The sequence below is a fragment of the Archangium sp. genome (genome assembly GCF_057119385.1).
This window is the reverse complement of sequence record NZ_DBNGVP010000154.1, coordinates 69,329-90,929: the sequence shown is the minus strand read 5'-3', so window position 1 is coordinate 90,929 and position 21,601 is coordinate 69,329. Positions and strand designations below refer to the sequence as shown.

The 21,601-nt window shown below is 69.1% G+C and carries 16 protein-coding genes; 8 read left to right on the top strand and 8 right to left on the bottom strand.

Annotation, left to right across the window (positions count from 1 at the left end; all coding sequences use genetic code 11):
• Positions 1-2,127 (bottom strand): hypothetical protein, encoded by a 2,127-nt coding sequence (locus AC16DP_RS36655; RefSeq protein ID WP_329726215.1) that lies wholly within the window; start codon positions 2,125-2,127, stop codon positions 1-3.
• 319 nt (positions 2,128-2,446) lie between these two features.
• Here AC16DP_RS36655 and AC16DP_RS36650 point away from each other — a divergent pair, with 319 nt between their 5' ends.
• Genes AC16DP_RS36650 through AC16DP_RS36635 form a run of 4 tightly spaced genes read left to right on the top strand, consistent with a single transcriptional unit; the run spans position 2,447 to position 7,596 of the window.
• Positions 2,447-4,645, top strand: coding sequence for an ATP-binding protein (locus AC16DP_RS36650; protein ID WP_329726216.1), 2,199 nt, complete (start codon positions 2,447-2,449; stop codon positions 4,643-4,645).
• Positions 4,572-5,459, top strand: a complete 888-nt coding sequence (locus AC16DP_RS36645) for an HlyD family secretion protein (RefSeq protein ID WP_483956944.1) — start codon at positions 4,572-4,574, stop codon at positions 5,457-5,459. Before AC16DP_RS36650 ends, AC16DP_RS36645 begins: the two co-directional genes overlap by 74 nt.
• On the top strand, positions 5,456-6,463 hold the full coding sequence (locus AC16DP_RS36640) for an ABC transporter ATP-binding protein (RefSeq protein ID WP_329726217.1): 1,008 nt from the start codon (positions 5,456-5,458) through the stop codon (positions 6,461-6,463). The genes AC16DP_RS36645 and AC16DP_RS36640 overlap by 4 nt, the downstream gene beginning before the upstream one ends.
• On the top strand, positions 6,460-7,596 hold the full coding sequence (locus tag AC16DP_RS36635; protein ID WP_329726218.1) for an ABC transporter permease: 1,137 nt from the start codon (positions 6,460-6,462) through the stop codon (positions 7,594-7,596). The genes AC16DP_RS36640 and AC16DP_RS36635 overlap by 4 nt, the downstream gene beginning before the upstream one ends.
• 60 nt (positions 7,597-7,656) lie before the next feature.
• On the opposite strand, the gene AC16DP_RS36630 is transcribed toward AC16DP_RS36635, so the two are convergent.
• The 5 genes from AC16DP_RS36630 to AC16DP_RS36610 form a co-directional block, all read right to left on the bottom strand.
• Complete coding sequence (locus AC16DP_RS36630; protein WP_329726219.1) at positions 7,657-8,964, bottom strand: hypothetical protein; 1,308 nt, start codon at positions 8,962-8,964, stop codon at positions 7,657-7,659.
• A 184-nt stretch (positions 8,965-9,148) separates the two neighbouring features.
• Positions 9,149-10,048: a hypothetical protein gene (locus AC16DP_RS36625; protein ID WP_329726220.1), complete on the bottom strand. Its 900-nt coding sequence runs from the start codon at positions 10,046-10,048 to the stop codon at positions 9,149-9,151.
• Positions 10,049-10,181: 133 nt separating this feature from the next.
• Entirely contained in the window at positions 10,182-12,134 is a 1,953-nt protein-coding gene (locus AC16DP_RS36620) for a serine/threonine-protein kinase (protein WP_329726221.1), read from the bottom strand.
• Positions 12,131-13,810: an adenylate/guanylate cyclase domain-containing protein gene (locus AC16DP_RS36615; protein ID WP_329726222.1), complete on the bottom strand. Its 1,680-nt coding sequence runs from the start codon at positions 13,808-13,810 to the stop codon at positions 12,131-12,133. The genes AC16DP_RS36620 and AC16DP_RS36615 overlap by 4 nt, the downstream gene beginning before the upstream one ends.
• 101 nt (positions 13,811-13,911) lie before the next feature.
• Positions 13,912-14,871, bottom strand: a complete 960-nt coding sequence (locus AC16DP_RS36610; RefSeq protein ID WP_329726223.1) for a hypothetical protein — start codon at positions 14,869-14,871, stop codon at positions 13,912-13,914.
• Between the two features lie 95 nt (positions 14,872-14,966).
• On the opposite strand from AC16DP_RS36610, the gene truD reads away from it, so the two are divergent.
• The 4 genes from truD (at position 14,967) to AC16DP_RS36590 (ending at position 19,131) form a co-directional block, all read left to right on the top strand.
• Positions 14,967-16,508 (top strand): tRNA pseudouridine(13) synthase TruD, encoded by a 1,542-nt coding sequence (gene truD / locus AC16DP_RS36605; protein WP_329726224.1) that lies wholly within the window; start codon positions 14,967-14,969, stop codon positions 16,506-16,508.
• A 123-nt stretch (positions 16,509-16,631) separates the two neighbouring features.
• Complete coding sequence (locus AC16DP_RS36600; RefSeq protein WP_329726297.1) at positions 16,632-17,198, top strand: RNA polymerase sigma factor; 567 nt, start codon at positions 16,632-16,634, stop codon at positions 17,196-17,198.
• On the top strand, positions 17,195-17,704 hold the full coding sequence (locus AC16DP_RS36595; RefSeq protein WP_329726225.1) for a hypothetical protein: 510 nt from the start codon (positions 17,195-17,197) through the stop codon (positions 17,702-17,704). Before AC16DP_RS36600 ends, AC16DP_RS36595 begins: the two co-directional genes overlap by 4 nt.
• A gap of 8 nt (positions 17,705-17,712) precedes the next feature.
• Positions 17,713-19,131, top strand: a complete 1,419-nt coding sequence (locus AC16DP_RS36590) for a DUF8173 domain-containing protein (RefSeq protein ID WP_329726226.1) — start codon at positions 17,713-17,715, stop codon at positions 19,129-19,131.
• A gap of 113 nt (positions 19,132-19,244) precedes the next feature.
• Here AC16DP_RS36590 and AC16DP_RS36585 read toward each other — a convergent pair whose 3' ends face one another.
• Both AC16DP_RS36585 and AC16DP_RS36580 read right to left on the bottom strand, forming a co-directional pair.
• A complete protein-coding gene (locus AC16DP_RS36585) occupies positions 19,245-20,366 on the bottom strand; it encodes a pectin acetylesterase-family hydrolase (RefSeq protein ID WP_329726227.1) in 1,122 nt (373 codons plus the stop codon).
• Between the two features lie 58 nt (positions 20,367-20,424).
• On the bottom strand, positions 20,425-21,306 hold the full coding sequence (locus AC16DP_RS36580; protein ID WP_329726228.1) for an SDR family NAD(P)-dependent oxidoreductase: 882 nt from the start codon (positions 21,304-21,306) through the stop codon (positions 20,425-20,427).
• Positions 21,307-21,601 lie beyond the last annotated feature (295 nt).

The window sequence follows — 21,601 nt, the reverse complement described above, 5'->3', positions numbered from 1 at the left end:
TCAGTCGAAGTGGTACAGGAAGCGGAGTGACCCTGATAGCCCCGACGAAGGGCCAGCGCTCCGTGGCAACCACGTCGCATCCGCAGTCACAGTGAACCTCCTGCCCGTGAACTCCAGGTTGGATTTCACGTCCTGAGGGTTCTGGGTTTTCTTCATGTCGGACTCCTCCCATGTCAGAGAACCCACCAGGGACAACTTGAGTGAGTACTCGTCCTGATGGACCACCGTCCAGGTCGCTCCCGCCTGGGTGGAGATCACTCTGGACTCGAGTCCGAGCGGAAAGACGTTCTGGGTATTCTTGACCCCCGCGGAGAGTTGCAGTTTGTTGGTGGACTTGGCGGTATTGGTACCTGTCAGGCAATCGACCTGAAGCGTACATTCCAGGTCGCGAATCACGCCTCCGATGAGAGGGGCGTAGGGCGAGGGGACGGGCAGATCCTCCTTGAACGCATGCCGGGTGTTCGCCCCCATTGCTACGGAGACCGGTCCTGATTTGACGCGAAGGTCTGTTCCGACATGGGTAAGCCACTGCTTTGCCTTAGGGCTGTATGCATGGCCTCCCTTGACGCCAACAGTCGCCGAAATCTTCTCCTCTTTCATGGAGAGCGTGGGATTCACAAGGGCGGGAATCTCACTAATGGGGATATCCTTGAGTTCCTTCCCCTTGAGATCCCTGACCTTCCACCCTTTGTCGATCCTTCCCTGCTGGAGGTGGGATCGCAGTTCAGAGGTCGTGTAGTGCGCACACGTCGCCTCGCAATACCACAAGTGCTCGTCCGTGAGCCCGCTGACTGTCAAATCCGGCTGATCCGAATCGGATTTGTATCGGGTCCAGTTGAATGACGTAGAAGCACTGGAGCCCAGCGTCTTTCCCTCAGCTCCGGTGAAACTCTTGCCTGGGCTGACCAAGTTGCCCTTCAGCGTGAACAGATTCACTTTGCCCGGCGCGGAGCTGACCTTGAACTTAGCCATCCCGAGCACCATGTCGTTGATGCTGTGGACATATTGATCGAGCCCTTGGCCTTTTCCCTCCGCGACACGTTTCTGCGCGGGGATGTACCACGAGAGAAAGCCCGAAGCCGCTACTCCCGAGACCACCATGCTGAGGGGCTTGCCCTTGAAGGCATCGCTCCCGAATTTCTGCGCCTGTTTGCTGAGCGCATCGAGCTGCTTTTTGAGCGAGTCGAAGGTCTCCTGATTCTCTTTCAGAATGGGACCCAGGATGTATTTCAACCGCTTCATATCCGCGATGGATGGCGAGTAGGCTCCAGGCAGCTTCCCAGGCTCTGGTTCCTCGCCGGGCTTGAGTGGTTTGCCGACCATCACATCGCTGTAGAACTTCAGGAAGTCACTGAAATCCTTGTAGCCGAACTTGATGAAAAACTTATCGTTATTGATGATGTTCGCCCAGGCGGAGCTCTTCTTGGGTGGGTTCGAATCCTTTTCCTTCACGCGGCTCTTATCGAAAACCTGGATGGACTCGAGGCGGGCGAGGGTCTCCGCATCGAGTTCCCCAGTCACACCGACTGACAGCAATCCTTGAATGAGTTTCAGGGAGTCTATTGTCTTGGCGCCGAAGCACGATTCACCCGGTACCTGCTTCTTCTGCTTGGGGTCGAGAAACCGGCGGGCAACTTGAAGGAGTCTCTGCACATAATGCACCGCAGGACCGGTCTGCATGTAGAGCTTGAAATTTCCATCCCGCAGCACGTTGATGGCCTGCGCCTCCTCGCCAAACACGAGCCGGTCGCGAGCAATGGAGTCGATGATCCGGGTTTTGCGCTCGTCCTTCATCTTCCATTGCCCCGCCTCGATGGCTTGGAGCAATGATCCCTCATCCCAGACATCCGAGCCAGGGAAGTGCTTGGTGAATGTATCCACCCCGATGACCAAGATGAAATCAAGCAGTGCGACCTTGCTGTCCCGGAAGAGAAGCCTGAAGGCGGAGCCCATGGCGGTTTGCGCCGCGTCCAGAGCCTTGACGGCGCGCTGGAAGAACTCGCCCGAGGGGGAAGCACCGGCCTGGATCGGACCTTGACAGGCCTCCAGCATGGCCGGATGGACGTCGGCGGCGAGGAGTCTCATCATGTCGGCCCAGACATCCACCAACGAGCGTTCTTTCTCCATGGCCAGGAGCCTACCAAACCCATGAGGCAAGCGCACCCAGAGTCCCATGCAGCGCTACACAGGGCGAACGCCTGTTAAGCAGTTCCCGAGGCCCTCGAGCGCGTGGCCGACCCACAAAACCTGGGTGCCCGAGGAGTACGGCATCGCCGACAAGGGGTAGCCCCGTTCCCCGGCCCCGTGGCGCGCGACCGGGCTGGCCCGCGACGCCCCCTTGGCGGCCCCCTGCCACGTCTTCATTCATGAAGGATGGGCCGGAGGGACTGCATCGCCACGAGGTGAACGACAGGAAGGACACCGCCGACGAGCGTCGGCACGCTGGTTGCCCTCGCCCGCCCTGCTGCTGGTCGTGGGGCTGGGCGTGGCGCTCACCGGTGCCCTGCTCGTGTTTGCCCAGAGGGCGCTTCATGGCCAGGAACAGGAGGCGCTTGCCCAGCAGACGGCTCGCGCCCACGAGCTGGCTTCCGAGCTCGACGAACAGCTGCGTGCCGCGGAGCGGCAGGCCATCGAGGATCTGCTCCGCCGGATGCTGGCCTCCGCTCCGGAGCAGGTGGTCTATGGGAGGGGAGTGTGGTTCGAGCCCGGTCAGTTCGCCTCCGGCGTGCGCTACATGGACCCCTACGTCCACCAGCGCCAGGTCCTCACCTACCAATGGTCCACCCCCGCCTATGACTACCCCCACCAGGACTGGTACCAGCAGGCGTGGAAGCGTGGCGAGCGCATCGCCATCTCCGAGCCCTACTTCGATCCGGACCATACGTACGTCTCCCTGACGCGGGCCTTCTTCGACGACCAGGGCCGGCAGCGGGGAATCGTGAGCGTGGATCTCATCCTCCCCATGATTGGAGAGGTGGTCCGTCAGGCCAACGACTCGCCAGCGGAGACCCTCTACCTCGTCAGCACCCGTGGCGCGCTCATCGCGCAGCCCTGCGGGAAGGTGCTCCTCGCCTGGGCACGCAGGCGCGGGCGCTCCCCGCGGAGCCTCGCCGAACTCACGCTCGAGGACCTGCGAACGTGGGAGCACGAGCAGGGATTGGATCGGGGATGGCGGACCACCGAGGTGAACGTCCGCGATGCCGGCTGGAGGGTGTTCGCCTCGACGAAGAAGGACATGCTCTTCTCGGACGTCCGCCACCAGCGGTGGTTGCTGGTGGCCCTGGGCGTGCTGCCTCCCAAAGGGGTGGAGGGGCAGGAGCTGGCCTTCGACACCCTGCCCCTGCCCCGGGCATTGAGGGGGGGAGCAGGTGGACGACATCCTCGTCTTCACCCTGCCCCGTTGAACCGCAGGCGCGTCCTGCGGGTGAACGCCGCGCCCATCCGGGACGAGTCGGGCCAGGTCGTCGCCGCCGTGTCGGTGGGACGCGACATCACCCAGGCCATTGAGCTGGAGCGCCTCCAGGGCGAGTTCGTGAAGATGGCCGCGCACGAGCTGAAGACGCCCCTGGCGGTGATGAAGTCCTTCGCCCAGCTCGCCTGCCGCACGGCGCATCCTGGCCCCGCGCTGCGCCGGGCCCTCGAGGGCATCAGCCGGGGCGTGGACCGGATGGACCGGGTGGTGCGCACGTTGCTGGATGCCTCCCAGCTCCAGCTCGGCCGGTTGCACTTCGAGAAGACGGAGCTGCGGCTGCGCGCGCTGGTGGAAGCGGCCGCCGCGAGCACCGCCGCCCACCATCCGCGCCATCCCATCCATGTGCGGCCGGGACCGGACGCGTGGGTGCTCGGCGATCGGGCCCGGTTGGAGCAGGTGCTCACCGAGCTGATGGACAACGCCGCGCGCTACTCGCCCGCGGGAACCCCCGTGGAGGTCTCCCTCCGCATGGAGGGAGGAGAGGTGGAGATCTCCATCCGGGATGAAGGCATCGGCATCTCCGAGGAGCAGCGGGAGCGGCTCTTCGAGAGCTTCTACCGCGCGCAGGCGGGAACGCCCCATGATCGCGGTGGAATGGGCCTGGGGCTGTACCTCTCGCGGGGCATCCTCCTGCTCCACGAAGGCCGGGTGGAGCTGGAGAGCCAGGAAGGCGAGGGCACCCATGTACGCGTCCGTCTGCCCAGGCTCCCCGAGCAACAGCCAGCGCCGGAGATGGCCTCGCACCAGGAGCCCGCCTACGCGGCGGAGCACGGACTTGTAAGGCCGGCTCCTCGTTGGAGCGGTATCCGGGCGGCCGTCCCGTACCGGGGGGCGAGTCACGCGCCGCTTCTCCCCCGCTCCTCCCGTGAAGACCCTCGACGAGGAAGTGGAGGACACGGGGCTCGGCCGCGAGGGGCCCTGCCCGGGACGGTGGCACATGGGGACGGCGGCGACCCTGCCCCGCGGGGTGATGATCGCTCGCAAGGTGCGCGAGCAACCCAGGCGGCTCATCCCCCTGGGGGTGGTGGCCGTGGCGCTGCTCGTCTGGGCCGGGTACCAGGCCTGGGCGGCCCGTCAGCCCTACACCTGGGCGGGCACGGTGGAGGCCCGGGACGTCGCCGTGGGCTCGCGCGTGGGCGGCCGGGTGAAGGACGTGCTCGTCCGCGAGGGTGAGCGCGTGGAGCCCGGCCAGCCCCTCGTTCTTCTGGAAGCCGGAGACCTGCCCGCCCAGCGGTTGCAGGCCGAGGGCCAGCTGCTCCAGGCCCAGGCCACGCTCGACAAACTCCAGGGACAGGGCTCCAGGCGGGGAACCGGCAGCCTCGCCGAGCAGGTGACCCGCGCCCGCGCCGAGCTCACCGCCGCCCAGGTGGCCCTGGACAAGGCGCAGCTGGATGCACGGCGGGCGCGCACGCTCTTCCAGCAGCAGGTGAACACCCGCGCCGAGCTCGACACCGCCGAGGCCACGCTCCGCCAGGCCCGTGCCGAGCGGGATGCCCGCCGCTCCCGGCTCCAGGAGTTGGAGCAGGGCACGGACGCGGACGTGCGCGCGCAGCAGGGCCAGGTGGAGGCCGCGCGGGGACGGCTGGAGGCCATCGACGTGGCGCTGGGGGAGCTGACCATCCGCGCGCCCGTGGCCGCCCGCGTGGAGTCCCTGGACCTGCGGCCTGGGGATCTGCTCCCGGCCAATGCCACCGCGGCCACGCTGGTGGAGGATGAGCAGCTCTACGTGCGCATCTACGTGCCGGAGACGCACCTCGGCAGGCTGCGGCCGGGGAGCGAGGTGCCGGTGCGCGTGGACTCCTTCCCGGATCGCAGCTTCACGGGCGTGGTGGAGACCATCGCCTCCCAGGGCGAGTACACCCCGCGCAACCTCCAGACGCCGGACGAGCGCGCCTCGCAGGTGTTCGCCACACGCATCGGCCTGCGCGACGATGGCCTGCGCCTGCTGCGCGCGGGAATGGCCGCCTACGTCACGGTGCCGAAATGAGCGCCCCCGAGCCCGCCATCTCCGTGCGGGGGTTGACCCGGCGCTTCGGGGACTTCACTGCCCTGGACCGCGTGGATCTCCAGGTCCACGGCGGCTCCATCTACGGGCTGCTCGGGCCCAATGGCAGCGGCAAGTCCACGCTCATCCGCATCCTCTGCGGGCTGCTGTCCCCCACCGAGGGAGGAGCCCGGGTGCTCGGCCTGGACGTGGCGCGCGAGGGCGAGGAGATCCGCCGCCGCATCGGCTACATGAGCCAGCGCTTCTCCCTCTACGAGGACCTGACCGTCCTGGAGAACCTCCGCTTCTACGCGCGCATCTACGGCCTGTCCGGGGAGCGGGCCCGGCGGCGGCTGGAGGCGGCGGTGGAGCTCACGCACATCCGCCCGTACCTGGAGCGGCGGGCGGGACAACTGTCGGGCGGGTGGAAGCAACGGCTGGCGCTGGGGGCGGCGCTGATGCACGAGCCGCGGGTGGTGTTCCTCGACGAGCCCACGGCCGGGATCGATCCGGTGGCCCGGCGCGAGCTGTGGGATCTGCTCTTCCTGCTGGCGGCCGAGGGCGTCACGCTCTTCGTCACCACGCACTACATGGACGAGGCCGAGCGCTGCGGCGAGGTGGGGTACCTGTACCTCTCGAAGCTGCTCGTCACGGGCACGCCGGAGGAGCTCAAGCAGCTGCCCGCGGTCCACCGTCCGGGCCAGCGCCGGCTCGCGGTGGAGACGCCGCACCCGGCGCGCGCGCTCGCCTTCCTGCGCACCGTGCCCTGGTGTCAGGGCACCACCCTCTTCGGACAGTCCGTGGAGGCGTTGGTGGACACGGGCCTCACGGACGCCGAGGTGCTCGCGCGGCTGGAGGAAGCGGGCTTCCCCGGCGCGGAGGTGCGTCCCATCGCGCCCTCGCTGGAGGACGTCTTCGTGGCGCTCACCGAGCAGGCCGCGCGCGAGCGGGAGGGCCCGGGCACGGCCCCGCCGCCCCACTCCGGGCTCGTGGAGGTCCACCCATGAACCTGCGTGCCATCTGGGATTCCTTCGTCGCCGTGATGCGCAAGGAGTTCGTCCATGTGCGCCGGGATCGGGCCACGCTCATGGCCGCGCTCTCCATTCCCCTCTTCCAGCTCATCCTGTTCGGGTTCCTGGATCAGACGGTGCGGCACGTGCCCACGGTGGTGGTGGACCAGGATCGGACGAGCGCCAGCCGCGAGCTGGTGGAGCAGCTCGAGGCCACCGAAACCTTCCGCGTGGTGCTGGTGACATCGGATCCGGGCGAGGCCCGTGAGCGCATCGTCCAGGGCCGGGCGAAGGTGGGCGTGGTGCTGCCTCCGGACTTCGGGGCCGCGCGAACGGGCGCCGCTCCGGGAGCACATGCGTCGATCCTGGTGCTCATCGATGGCTCGGACTCGGTGGTCAGCTCGCAGGCGCTGGCGGCGGTGAACGGGCTGGCGGCGAAGGTGAACCTGGACGCCATCTCCGAGCGGGTGGGCACCGCGGCCAGGCCGGTGCTCGACACACACCCGCTCATCCTCTTCAACCCGAGTGGCCGTACGGCCAACTACATCATCCCGGGACTGGTGGCCGTGCTGCTGCAGATCGTCGCCACGCTGCTCACGGCGGTGGCCATCGTGCGCGAGCGGGAGAAGGGCACGTTGGAGCAGCTCCTGGTGACGCCCGTGCACCCGCTCGGGCTGATGCTGGGCAAGCTGGTGCCCTACCTGCTGCTGGGCATGGGGGAGATGACGCTCATCCTGCTGGCCATGCGCTTCGCCTTCAGCGTGCCCATCCGGGGCAGCCTGGTGTTCCTCTTCGCGATGGCCGTGGTGTACCTGTTCGCGCTGCTGTCGCTGGGGCTGTTCGTCTCCACGCGCGCGAAGACGCAGGCGCAGGCACAGCAGATGTCCCAGCTCTTCATCCTCCCGTCCATCTTCCTCAGCGGCTACATCTTCCCCGTGTCCGGCCTGCCGTGGCCCCTGTACGCCCTCGGACGGATCCTTCCGGCCACGCACATGGTGGAGATCATGCGCGGCGTGGTGCTGCGCGGCGCGGGGCTGATGGACCTGCTGCCCAACGTGCTCGCGTTGATGGCCCTCTCCGCCGCGCTGCTCGGCTTGAGCGTGCGCCAGTTCCAGAAGGTGACGGCCTGAGCGGGCGCGTGCCCGGGGAGCACGCGCCCTGCCCTCTGGAGCTTCTCGCCGGAGACAGGCTCAGAAGCTCAGGATGGCGCCCGTCTCGAGGCCCAGCGAGGTGCGCACCGGATTGACGTTCGGCAGGTCCACCGCCTGCAGCCGGTGGCGCGACTGGTAGAGGAAGCCCTCCAGCACGAAGGCCAGCCTGCGGTTGGGCTTGATCTCATAGCCCAGGCGCACCGCGCCGTTGTGCTCCAGGCCCGGACCGGTGCCCGACAGGGTGGCGGCACCACCGGCGGCGGGATAGTCGTAGCTGGGCACCACCTTCGAGGGCTCGATCACCCGCTGGTAGCCCGCCATGCCGTAGACGGCGTGAATGCCCGTCAGCACCTGGCGGACCGAGATGAAGCCGCCGAACTCCTGCACGTCCGTGGCGGCGCGGCCCTGGGACAGCGACAGCATGCCCAGGTTGGCGGCGTTCTGCCCGAAGTTGAGCTCCACCCGGATGTTGGTGTTGTCGGAGGGCGCCAGCTCGGTGAAGAGCGCGGTGCCGAAGGCGGTGGCGAAGCGCTCGTCCGTGGCCCTGAAGTTGAAGGGAAGCCGCGTGGCGAGCGCCGAGGCGCCCACCCGGCTCTTGCCGAACTTGTAGGTGCCGCGCACCGCCAGGGTGGGCAGGGCGCCGATCTCGAGCATCGCGTCCTTGGCCGCGACGTCCGGGGCGGGGAAGCCCACCGCCGCGCCCAGCTCGAAGCTCGGCGTGGTGTAGAAGTACTTGAACTGCTGGCGCATGAAGCCGCTGTTGCCCGCCTGGAAGAGCGCGCCCACCAGGTTGATGCCGTGCGGATTGAGCGGGGCGTGCAGATCCCAGTCCTGCCCCAGGGACACGCTGTGGCCGGGGGCGATGGTGTAGTCCACGTGCGCGATGCGCAGGCGGGGCACACTGGCCACGGTGGGCGTGGCCTTGGTGAAGTCCACGAAGTCGATCTCGACCTGGGCCCTCAGGGGTCCCTTCTCGTTGAGCCAGAAGCCCACGCGCGACTGCGCCACCTGGAAGGAGTGGCGGGCCGAGTCCGGGAAGTTGGAATAGACGGGGTTGCCCGCGGCGGTGATGGCCGACTCGTTGGGCTGGCTGAAGGACTCCACCGCGCCGGTGGCCGTCACGAAGCGCGGGTTGAGGATGCCGTAGAACCGGAAGAAGTTCTCGTCGGCGCTTTCGGCGGTGGGGGCTGGAGGGGTGGCCGGGGGCGGCGTCGGAGTCGGGGCGGGCTGCGTGGCGGACGGGGGGATGGCGTCACCGGTGCCCGGGGTGGGGGTCTGGGCCAGTGCGGTGGTGGCCGAGCAGAGTCCTCCCGAGGCGATCAGTACGGCAAGTCGAGCATTCTTCATGGCTTCCCTGGGGTTGTGGGGTCGAATGGGTGCCTGGAGGCTGCGAACGCAACGTCCGTACCATCGAAGCCCACACTCTGGTGGTCCCAAGGTGCCGCGATGTGTTCAGTGTGATTTCGTAACCGCTGTTACCGTCGGTAACAGAACCTCTCTGGGGCAAAGCACCCCCGAGGGGCAGATTGCCTCAGCCCGCGAGAACCCAGGCCGCGGCCACGGTGAGCGCTCCGGCCAGCGCGAACAGCTTCCAGGCCCGCCTTGCCAGCACCGTGCCCGTGCCCTCGCCCGCGTTGCCCAGGATGACCATGGCCGGGCCACCCTGCTTCCCGCGCAGCTCGTACACGCCCGGCACCGGCCCCTGCCGCAGCTCGCCCACCACCAGGCACTCCTCGCCGAGCCGCCCCACCCGCTCGTACGAGAGCGACTCCTCCACCACCCGTCCCTCCGCCGGCACGCCCGTGCCCGTCTCCGCCAGGGGCTGGCTCATCTGGCAGCGGAGGATGCGCACCGGCGCCAGCAACAGCTTCGGCGAGAAGCTCACCGCCGCCTCGGCCCGCGCTCCCCTCACCTGCAGCACCGGCGCGTACGCCCGCTCCAGGGACAGCAGCGGACCCTTGCTCCCGTCCGGCATGACGCCGCGCAGCTCCGCCTCGTAGAAGGCGCACACCACGCCGCCCGGCGACGTCACCTGATCGCTCGACGCCAGCCGGCCCCGGTACACGCCCCACCCCGGCGAGCGGCCCGCGCGCAGCGCCGCCACGCCCTCGTCGATGCTCCGGGGGGCCTCGGCCCGCAGCGCGTCCGCGCGCACCCAGACGCGGGAGCCCACCACCGCCAGCCCCGCCGCCGCCACCAGCAGCGCCAGGCCCAGCCCGTCACCGAGCGATCCCAGGGACACCCAGGTGAAGGGACCGGCCCCGTCCCGCAGCGCGACGAGCGCGAAGAGCACCGCCAGTAGTCCGAACCACGCCATCGGCCACTGCGGCATGAAGGCGCGGGCGTCCTTGCGGCCAAAGGCGAACGCCGCGACCACCAGTGCACCCAGGCTCGCCGCGTACAGCGGGGCGAATGCCCACCGCAAGTCCATGGCTCCCCCTCGACCTGGAGTCCCGGCCAAAGGTGGAGACGCCTCCCGCCTTCCGCCTTCCGCAAGAGCACACCGGGAGCGTGCTCCCGTGCACTCGCGGACGCGGGCTCGTCCTCCAGGACGAGGCGTGCCGTCACTCCTGTTGGGTTTCCGCCACCTTGTGGGTGTTCGTGGACTTCTTCGTCGGGAGGCCCCGCACCACCACCTCGTCGAAGGTGCAGACCAGGTTGCGGCACCCCAGCGCCACCTTCGCCGAACGCCCCTGGAAGCCCTCCAGGAACTTGGACGCGAAGGGCTCGGAGGCGCCGTTGAGGTACGCGGCCACGTCCACGCCGTTCTTCTTCTTCTTGAGCTGCAGCTTCACGCGGAAGGGGTGCCAGGGCACGGGCGTCTCGTCCTGCACCAGGCTCTCCACGTCCTGCGAGCTGTTGCCCGCCACGATCTCGCCCTCCGGGGTGGTGTACTTCCAGCCCAGCCGCATGCCCGCTTCCGGGATGGCGAAGACGGACACCTGCAGGCCCGTGACGCGGTAGGACAGCTCGGCGTAGTGCTGCGCGTCCGGCTCCTGGACGTAACCCTTGTCCAGTGGCGTCGCGCTCATCAGCGCCTCGACGGTGAAGTCGTCGCTGGAGAAGTAGCGGTGGGCCAGGTACGCACGCGGAATCAGCTGCCCATCGGTGGTCTCATCGCCGCCCTGGATGACATGGAGCTGTCCGTTCTCCAGCTTCCACGTCCCCGCGTGGGCATTCAGCTCCTCGTTGCCCGGCATGAAGTCCACCCGCAGCCGCACCTTCCCGTCCGTCTGGTCCTCCATCATCGAGTGGACGAACAGATCCCCCTCCGTGTTGGCCGGCCACGGCTTGCCCGCTTCCTTCCACCAGGGACCCCACGATCCGAGCACCAGCTTCCCGGTGGTCCCCTGGTAGAGGGTCGCCGGACCCAGCACCTGCCTCGCTCCGGCGAAGATCACCACCAGCCCGCCCAGTACCGAGAGCACCGCCCGCACCGTGCGCCAGCCCGTCCGCAGCCGGCTGCGCACCGGGCTCAGCTCCTCCTGGGCCCGCAGCGCTCCCGGCGGCAGCGAGGTGCTCGATACGAGCCCCTCCAGCGCCTGGCACACCTCGGCGGCCTTCGGGAAGCGTGCCTCGGGCTCGTTCTCCAGCAGCCGCGCCACCACCGCGTCCACCCGCGCGTCCAACCCCTGCACGCGCTCGGACGGCAGCTTGAAGCGCCCCACCGGAACCTCGCCGGTGAGCATCTCGTAGAGCACCACGCCGAACGAGAAGAGGTCCGCCCGCCCATCCACGTTCTTCGCGTCCCGGCGCTGCTCCGGGGCCATGTAGTTGAGCGTCCCCATGGCCACCGCCGTGGCGGTGAGCTGCAGCCGCGAGTCCGGCCGGCGGATGCCCGCCAGCCCGAAGTCCGCCACCTTCACGTGCCCGCGCCCGTCCAGCAGGATGTTCTCCGGCTTCAGGTCGCGGTGGATGATGTCCTTGTCGTGCGCGCACTCGATGGCCCGCGCCACCTGCAGCGCCACGCGCAGGGCCTCGGGAGGCGACAGCTCGCGCATCACGTCGCGCAGCGAGCGCCCCTCCACGTACTCCATCACGAAGTAGTAATGCTCCCCCGCCACCCCGCGATCGATGATCTGCACGATGTTGGGGTGGTTGAGCGCCGCGAGCGCCGTGGCCTCCTTGTCGAAGCGCGTGACGAACTCGGGATCCTTCGCCAGCCGCGGCGGCAGGATCTTCACCGCCACCATGCGGCGCAGCGACTGCTGCCGTGCCAGCCACACCTCGCCCATGCCGCCCCGGCCCAGCACGCGCACCAGCTCGTAGCCCGGCAGCTCCACCGCGCCACCCATGCCCGTGGCCTCCGCTTCCTGCTCCCTCGGCTCCAGCTCAGTCCCCGCCACCGGCAACGAGTGGCGCACCAGCGTGGGCGCGGACAGCATGGGCTCCAGCTCGGAGGGCGGCGCGGCCCGCACCGGGAAGCGCGCACCGCAGGCACACGCCACCTCATGGCCCTCCGCGAAGCCACTCACGTCGTGCGCGCGCGCGCAGCTGGGGCAGTTCAGGGTCTTCATCGCTGGGAGTTGGTGATCTCCAACCCGAGGACGCGGAACGCCTGGACGCCCTTCTCCTTGCCCTTCACCTGGGTGACGGGCAGCGGCTCCACCTCGAAGCCGGTGCCGGCCTTCTGCACGGTGCTCTGGTTGGCCACCACCTCGCCGCCCCGGGCCAGGCCACACAGGCGGGAAGCCGTGTTCACCGTGTCGCCAATGGCGGTGAACTCATGGCGCTCGGTGCTGCCCATGTAGCCCACGACGGCCTGGCCGGTGTTCACGCCGATGCCCACCTCGATGGGCCGCTTGCCCGCCGCCATGCGCGAGCCGTTGAGCACCTCCACCGCGTCCTGCATCTCCAGCGCCGCGCGCAGCGCCCGCGCCGGATCGTCCGAGTGCGGCGAGGGAGGGCCCCACACCGCCATCACGCAGTCGCCGATGAACTTGTCCAGGTTGCCCTCGTGGCGGAACACCACGCCCGCCATCAGGGTGAAGAACTCGTTGAGCATGGACACCACCTCCTGCGGAGACTCGTTCTCCGACAGGGTGGTGAAGCCGCGGATGTCCGCGAACAGGCACGTCACTTCCGCCAGCCGGCTCTGCCGCAGGTCTTCCGTCTCGCCGCGGATCACCGCCTCGGCCACCGCGCGCGACAGGAAGCGGCTGAGCTCGGCGCGGGTAATGGCCTCGGCCTGGATCTGCTCGCCCAGCGCCGCGTTCTCCAGGGCGATGGCCGCCTGCGCCGCGATGCCCGAGAGGATGGTCAGATCCTTCTCCGAGAAGGCGTTGGTCTGCTGGCGCGAGTCCAGGAACAGCACCGCCTCCAGCTTGCCCTTGGCCAGCAGCGGCACCGCCATGGCCGAGCGGATGCCCTGCGCCACGATGCTCTCCGAGGAGGAGAAGCGCTCGTCGATGATGGCGTCCGCGGTGAGCACGCCCTTCTTCGTCTCGGCCACCTTCTGCAGCACGGTGTCGGAGACCATCACGTTGGGCTGGCTGCCCTGCCGGTGCTTCATCGCCGCCGGGGTGAACTGGCCGTCCGGGCCCGGCTTGAGGACGACGCCGTGGTCCGCCGCCAGCAGCTGGAAGGCCACGGACAGGATCTGCTCGAAGAGATCCGCCTGTTTGCCCTGCTGGCTCACCTGGCGGTGGAACTCGTAGGCGATGCGCAGCTTCTCGTACTCGCGCTTGAGGGTGGCCAGCTCCTGGATCTGCTCGGCGGGCCGGAAGTTCTGCGGCACCTGCTGATCCATCTGCGCGAGGAACGCGGGGATGGAGTGCGACTGCGCCACCACCGTCACCCGGGGCGCGGCCCGTCCCGGAGAGGCGCTCGGGCCCGCCACGGGCGGTGCCGAGGCCACCGCCGGCTCCCCGGAGTGGAAGACGAGCTTGGAGGTGCCCAGGCTGATCTCATCCCCGTCCCGCAGCCGCAGCTCGGCCACGCGCCGCCCGTTGACGAAGGTGCCGTTGGACGAGCCCAGGTCGCGCAGGATGAAGTCGCGTCCCATCCGCTCGATGGTGGCGTGCTCCTTGGACACCTCGCGATCCACCAGCCGCACCGTGTTGGACGGATGGCGGCCCAGGGTCGTCAGCTCCCCGAGGGGGTACTCCCCGGTCGTTCCATCCGGGAACCGCCCCTTGAGGTGCGGCCCCCGCGGGTTGAGGGACTTTGCGGATTGGGTGGAACCTTGACTCACGCGCGAGACCTCGACGGTCCGGACATCGACGGAACCGGCGGGACACTACCAGAGCCGTGGAAGCGCCGGAACGACCACGGACGCCCGCCTGGAGGGCTGCTTCAAGGGAGCGAAACCGGGTTTTGCGGGGCTGGCGGAGTCTCCGAACGGGACGCCTGCCTGCCCAGCGGCAGCGGATTCTTGAAGGCGATTCCAATGGACGGGTACAGGGTGACCCCCCCCAGATCGCGCCGCTGGCCGAAGACGACGGGGCGGCAGTCGGTGTAGCCGCCGGTGAGCTCGGCATAGAAGTGGACGTACTTGTAGCCCAAAGCAATGCCCACACTGGCGCCGTAGAAGTGGCTGGTCACCTCGGCCGGCAGGGACAGGTCGAAGCCCGAGACGTCCTGGCCCTCCTGGGAGAGGTCCACCAGCTTCGAGTCCAGCGAGGTGCGGCTGTAGATGTACTTGGGGGCCGCGTACAGCTTGAAGATGTCTCCCAGGTCCATGCTCAGGTAGACGGGGACCTCGAGGTCCCACCGGGAGAACTCGTCGATCTGCACGATCTCCAGGGCGTCCAGGACGGGGCTCTTGAAGACGTGGCGCGAGTAGCCCAGGCCGATGGCCAGGTCATAGGACTTGCGCTGGTAGTCGGGCAGGAGGGAGTCCTCGGGATCGCCGCCGTGCGCCAGGCGCACCTTGCCGTCCAGGCGCAGGGAGGTGGTGCTCAGGCGCAGGCCCAGGTCCAGGGTGTGGGAGTCCAGCAGGCCGGTGCGGATCATCAACTCGTTGGCCGGACCCGGGGGCGCCACCGCCAGCGCCATGCCCACGCCGAGCAGCCGCTGGGCCTCCGCCTCCTCCAGGTGGTAGGGCTGGCCGGACTCGATGGTGTCGCGGATGGACTTGCCCTGGCGGATGCCCTCGTCGAGCAGCGTGCCGAGCTGGCCCACCGGGGTGAAGACGCCCACCGCGCCGGAGACCTGGAACTGGCCCCGGGCGAGCGGCTTCGCCGTTTGCAGGGTGGACAGGGTGGAGGCACAGCCGGTGACCAGCAGGAGGACGAGCAGGGGGAGCAGTCTCATGGGGGGCGGCACCTTACGCCGCGGGATGTCGGGTTGTCAGGCCCCCGGCCATTCGTTCCTTCCTCTCAGGCCACCCTGGCTGTTAAGGGATCCCCGTGCGAATCAAGCAGAAGCCCGAGGATTTCTCCGTCAAGGAGTCGTACCGCTTCGACGAGGTGCCGAGCGGTCGCCACCGCGTCTACCTGATGGACAAGCAGAAGCTGTCCACCTTCGACGCGGCGGACCGCATCCGCGACGCCTTCGGCCTCAGGCCCGGCTCCATCTCGTACTGCGGCCTGAAGGACAAGCAGGGCCGCACCGAGCAGCTCATCGCGGTGGACGGGGCGGACGTGGACATGCAGGACCCGGATCTGCGCCTGAAGTACCTGGGGCGCACGGATCAGCCGCTGTCGGCCGCCAACATCACCTCCAACCGCTTCGCCGTCACCGTGCGCATGCTGACGGAGGAGTCCATTGGCCCGCTCAACCGCGCCGCCGCGGAGATCAACCGCCTGGGCGTGGTGAACTACTTCGACAGCCAGCGCTTCGGCTCGCTCAAGCACGGCCAGGGCTTCATCGCCAAGGATCTCATCCGCGGTGACTTCGAGGCCGCGCTGCGCAACTACCTCGCCCAGCCCTCGGAGCTGGACCGCAGCGAGGACGCCAAGGTGAAGGCCTTCTGGCGCGAGAACTGGGGCAAGTGGGACGCGCGCGTCCCCTTCGAGGGCAGCCGCAAGTACCACCGCATCCTCAAGTCCCTGCGCGAGCACCCCGGCGACTACCTGCGCGCCTTCCTGCAGATCGACGCGTCCTACCGCGCCATGCTGCTCTTCACCTACCAGAGCTACCTCTGGAACGAGGGCGTGCGGCGCTACCTCCAGCTGCTGCTGCCCCGCGAGAACCTCTTCCCCCTGAAGTACCAGGCGGGCACCCTGCTCTTCCACCGCGACGCCGACGCCGGGGTGCTCGAGGCGCTGCGCTCGTCCACCTTCCCGCTGCTCGCCCCGGACAGCACCTTCGGGGATCCGACGGTGAAGCAGGCCGTGGAGTGGGTGCTCGGCCGCGAGAAGCTGAAGCTGCAGGACCTCCGCATCGAGGAGGCCTCGCGCATGCTCTACTTCAAGCACGAGGAGCGCCCCACCGTCGTCATCCCGCACAAGCTCGTCATCGGCCGCGTGCAGAACGATGACCTGAACCGGGGCTACCTCAAGGTGAACATCGCCTTCACCCTGCCCCCCGGCGCCTACGCCACGCTCGTCATCAAGCGGCTCTTCCACTTCGAGTACGCGGAGGACACCGCGCAGCAGATCCGCGAGTCCTGGCGCGCCCCCGTCGAGGACAGGGACGACAACGAGCGGGAGTCGGGCGACACCGCCTTCGCGCCCCGGGGACCCCGCAGGGCCCCCGCGCCCACCCCTCCCCTCTCCGAGCCCAGGGCGGCACCCACGGCGGGCCCCCGGGCCGCCCGGCGCTCCCCGGCTCCGGAAGGTGCCCCCACCCCCGGCAGGCGGACCCAGGCCCGGGAGCCCGCCCAGGACCACCGCCCGTCCCAGCCCTCGGCCGGATTCCTGGAGCGCCAGCGGCAGAAAAAAGACGCCAAGGAGCAGGCGCGGCGCGAGCAGGCGGCCAAGCGCCCGGAATCACGGAAGAAAAAGTAACAGGGACCGCCGATTTTCCCGGCGGTGCAATCAGGCCAGACATGTTCCGTAGACCTGGGCGTGAACGCTCTCGCCCTCAACGCAGCAAACGTCGCGGACCTCGCCCGGGCTATCGGCATGCTGATGGCCGATGACGCCCCGGCCACTCCCTGGAAGGCGGATGTGGCCGCCGCCCGGCGGGGTGACCCGTCCGCCTTCGAGTCGCTCGTGCGCAGCGTGCAACGCCCGGTCTATGGCCTGGCCCTGCGCCTGCTCGGCAACGAGGCCGAGGCCTCCGAGATCGCCCAGGAGGCCTTCCTCCGCGCCTACCAGAACCTCCACAAGTACGACGACGCGCGCCCCTTCGACTTGTGGGTGATGGCCATCACCCGCAACCTGTGCCTGGACCTGCTGCGCCGGCGCACCAAGGTGAAGACGGAGGAGCTCGAGCCCATGAAGGAGGTCCTCCCCAACGGAGAGGCCTCGCTCGAGGACGGCGCCATCGCCCGCCAGGAGCGCCAGTCGCTCGAGGCGGCGCTCGCCACCCTGTCCGCCGACGACCGGGAGGTGCTGGCGCTCTACTACGTGCAGAAGCGCACCACGAAGGAGATCGCCCAGGTGCTGGGCTGCGCGCCCGGCACCATCATGGCGCGCCTGTTCCGCGCCCGGGAGAAGCTCCGCAAGCACATGAGCCCGGAGGAGCCGACATGACCCCCACGTCCATCGAATGCCCGGACCTCGAGGTGCTCTTCACCGAGCTGGAGGCCGGTGAAGGTCCCGCCCTGGAGCACGCGGAGCAGTGCCCGCTGTGCACCGCCATCATCGAGGAGCACCGGCTGCTGGAGAAGGATCTGTGCCGGCTGGCGGATCCGCTCCCCCCGGCGGATCTGGTGCACAAGGTGATGGCGCGGGTCGCCGCCGAGCCCACGCCCGTGCGCCGCGAGCTGTGGACGGGCCTGTCCATCCTCGGCGCCTCGCTGATGATGGGGCTCGGGTTGCTGCTCACCAGCGACGCGGCCCTGAGCGGGCTCGGCAAGTCGGTGGCCCGCACCCTGGTGGGCGGCACGGCCTTCACAGAGGCCCTGATGAGCGGAGTCCACGCGCTGTGGAATACCGCCGCCGGCCCGCTGGTCGCCCTGGTCGCCTTCGTCATCCTCTCGTCCGTGTTCGGCCTCAAGCGGCTGATCGGCAACGGTCCCACCCCTTCCGAAGCGTGAGTGTCGCCATGAAACCCTTCAATTCCCGGGGCCTGTTGCTCTCCGCGGCCCTCCTCGCCTCGCCCCTTGCCCTCGCCCAGACGCGGAACGCCCAGCCCCAGGCCGAGGACACCACCATCAGCATCCAGGCCCGCGGCACGTTGAAGGACGTGCTCCAGGAGATCTCCGAGGAAGGCGGGCTCAACCTGGTGCTCATCGGCCCGATGGACGCGCCCGCCGAGGTCTACCTCAACAACGTGAGCGCCCGGCAGGCGCTGCGCACCGTGGCCCGCGCCCACTCGTTGCAGTTGGACGAGCAGGACGGCATCTTCACGGTGCGCTCCGTGGGGACGGGCTCGGAGAACGCCAACGCGGCGGCCCCCGTGCCTCCGGTGCCCGCCGTGGCGCCTCCGCCGCCCACGCCCCCGCACGACGCGGACGCGGTGGCCGAGAGCGCCGTGGACGAGGACGAGGTGAAGGAGCGCATGCGCCAGAAGATGAAGGAGGCGCGGCGCTCCAGCAACGGCTCGCGGGACGTGGTGGCCCGCGGCCGCTCCATCGAGGTCAAGGAGGGCGAGGCGGTGGACAGCGCCGTCGTCTACGGCGGCAACCTGACGGTGAAGGGGCACGTGGACGATGACGCGGTCGTCTTCGGCGGCAACCTGGACATCGACGGCCAGGTGGATGGAGACGCCCACGCCTTCGGCGGCAACGTGGTGCTCGGCCCCAACGCCGTGGTGAAGGGAGACGTCTCGTCCTTCGGCGGCGCCGTCGTCAAGCAGGACGGGGCGCGCGTCGAGGGCAGCACCGAGTCCTTCGGCGGCGCGAAGCTCGGCAAGGTGATCTCCGGCGAGCTGAAGCACGGCCTGAGGAAGGCGAAGCACCCGGACGCCGGCGATGACGACGAGGAGCGGGAGGAGCGGCACGGGAGCGGTGGCTTCGCCGCCTTCCTCATCCAGTTCGCGGTGCTGTTCGGACTGGGCTTCCTGGGACAGATGCTCTTCCCCGCGCGGATGAAGGCGCTGGCGGAGGACATCCAGGCGAAGCCGCTCGCGGGCGGAGTGGTGGGACTGGTGGGGACGCTGGCGCTGCTTCCCGCGTCCATCCCCCTGCTCGTGGTGTCGATCGTCCTCGCGGTGACGATCATCGGCATCCCGGTGGCGGTGGCGCTGTGGCTGCTCCCGCCCCTGGCGGCGGCGGTGGGCTTCACGGCGGTGGCGAGCAGCATCGGCACGCGGCTGCCGGTGATGCGCGGCCGCAAGACGCAGGCGATGGTGATGGCGCTGGGGCTGCTGCTGTTGCTGGTGGTGGGGCGGATTCCGGTGCTGGGAACGCTGGTGGTGGTGGCGGCGGCGCTGGTGGGCTTCGGCGCGGTCATCCGCACCCAGTTCGGACGCCGCTCGCGGGGCATGCCGGAGCCCATCATCTCCGACCACATCCCGGTCTGATCAGCGGGGCGGGACTGTAGACGGGCAGCACCTCACGGGGGGCGGCACGAGGCGCGGGGGCGCTTCGGCCGCCCCCCGGAGTTTTTCCGATTCACCGGCCGACGGGGGCCGGCTCAAGGGCCCGCGTGCTCCCAGGTCGTGTCGTCCTCGGCCAACCTCCGCACCCACTCCCTCGCGGTGAGCCCCGTGCTGGTGGCGATATTCGGAGTGGACAGGACCACGTGCGGATCGCCTGGCAGGTAGTACGTCTTCATGTTCGAGGCCGCCGAGGCGCGCACCGCCTCCAACCGGGTCTGGACCTGGGCGCCAGTCAGTCCGAAGTAGGCGGCGATGGTTCCGTCCTGGAGGTAGCCGAGCATGCCGTAGCGGCGCGGCGCGGCCAGCAACCGCGCCGAACTGTCGAGCACAGCCGAGAGGCCCGCCTCGCACTGCGTGCAGCCGGGAGGGAACTCGAGGCCCCAGTTCTGACGCATCGTTCCGTAGCGGCCATCCCCCGCCGTGTCGATGATGAGCCCCGAGTCATTCAGCACATCGACCCGCGCCCACGGCAGCGCCTTCTGCACGCGCCACCCGTGGAGGGTCGCACCGTAGCCCCCCGCGCTCACCCCCGTGAGCCACACCCGGCCGGCATTGGGGAAGGTGGGCCGCAGCCGCCGCAGGTACGCGTCCATGTTCCGGGCGCCGACGTGCTCGAGCCTCCTCGGGCCGAACCAGTCATAGGTGTGGACGCGCGTCCCGCCGTGAAGGTCTCCGGTGCAGTAGGGAATGTAGACGAAGCTCGCGTCACGGAACGGGTTGCCGGTGTCGGCGCGGTCGAAGAACACCGCCAGATTCGATGCCCGGGCCTCGGCCAGGACGGGGCCCTCGCCCATGGTGTCGTTGATGTGCGTGGCGGTGCCGAGCGCGCAGGCCGCCGCCTCCCAACACGCGCCGCCGCCAGCGAGGAAGATGACGACCTGGTTGGAGCGGCCGGTCAGGTTGACGGCCATGCCCGTGGACGTGCCGTTGGCGCAGTGGGCGTCGGGAACCGGGACGAACGTCCAGGTCTCCTGGGGAGCCTCGATGGGCGGGGCCGGGTCCACCGTGTAGGGAATCGATGGGAGATCGTATTCCCCTCCGGCATCCGTCTGCCCTCCGTCGAGTCCCGCATCACTACCGGAGCCCGCGTCGGCGTTTCCCGCGGCGGGGTACGGCATGCTACAGGCGGACAGCAACAGGAGACTCAAAACTGCCAACACATGGTGGCTCATAGGCCCGCCAGTATAGACGGCCCCCACACCACGAGCCCTATGCTCACACCCCCTCGGGACCCCCGGCCAGCAACACGCGCTGGCCGGTATCCGGGTGCGCGGGATCCAGCAGCGAGGTGCCGTGCCGGAGCTGTCGGGCGGCCGGAAGGCCCGCGGCCCGCAGCACGCCCCGGGGCATGAGCGACGACATCCGCACCAACCACCGGTACGCGAGGCCCGGGTGCACGAGCGGCCGGGCCCGATCGAATCCCTCGAGGGCCTCGCGGGCACACTGCGCCGCGGAGATGCGCAACCACGACGGAGCCCGGCCGGCGAGTGTCTGGGTGCCCGCGACCTCGTTGAACTCGGTGTCCACGGGCCCGGGCGCCACCTGCGTCACCACCACCCCCGTGCCCATCAACTCCAGCCGCAGCGACTCGGTGAACCCATCGAGGAAGTGCTTGGTGCCGTTGTAGACGGCCAGGCCCGGGAGGAAGGCCCGCGCCCAACAGGAGCCGATGTTGAGGATGCCGCCGCGTTTGCGCTCCACCATGCGCCGCAACAACCGGTGGGTGAGCAGCAGGGGCGCCGTCACGTTCACCTGCACCATCTGGTGGATGCGCGCCCAGCTCTCCTGCTCGTAGAGGCCGTAGTCCCCCAGGCCGGCGTTGTTCACCAGCACGTCCACCCGCACCAGGTGCCGGTGCAGCGAGTCCAGGAGCGAGTCCACCTCGTCCGGCTGGGCCAGATCGCACCGCTCCACCACCACGCCCAGGGTGGGGTTGCGCTCGAGCAGCTCGTCGCGCAGGGCCTCCAGGCGCTCCTCCCGGCGCGCCACCAGCACCAGGGTCCGGGCCCGGCGGGCGAGCTGGCGGGCGAGCTCCCTGCCAATCCCCGAGGAGGCCCCGGTGATGAGGACCGTGCCCGAGTCAATGGGTGGACGCATGGCTCCTCCTTCCGCCAAAGAGGAAAACTAGGCACCTGGCACAACCCTCACATGGCGCGTCGGGCCGAGCGCCCCCCACGCCCCCCTGCTCCCCGGACATGCCGCGTGAATTGTCCGTTTTCGCTACAAATCCCAGAAAGCATGATGTTCTGTTTCAGGACACTCGCTTGGAGCCCATAAGGTCCGGGGCCGACTCGGGTTTCGTCCGGATTTGTGCAACCCTTTTACATCTACAACCCAGAAACAGGAGCGCGGACGCACCACCATCAGCCCATGAGAAAGGACCTGTCCCGAG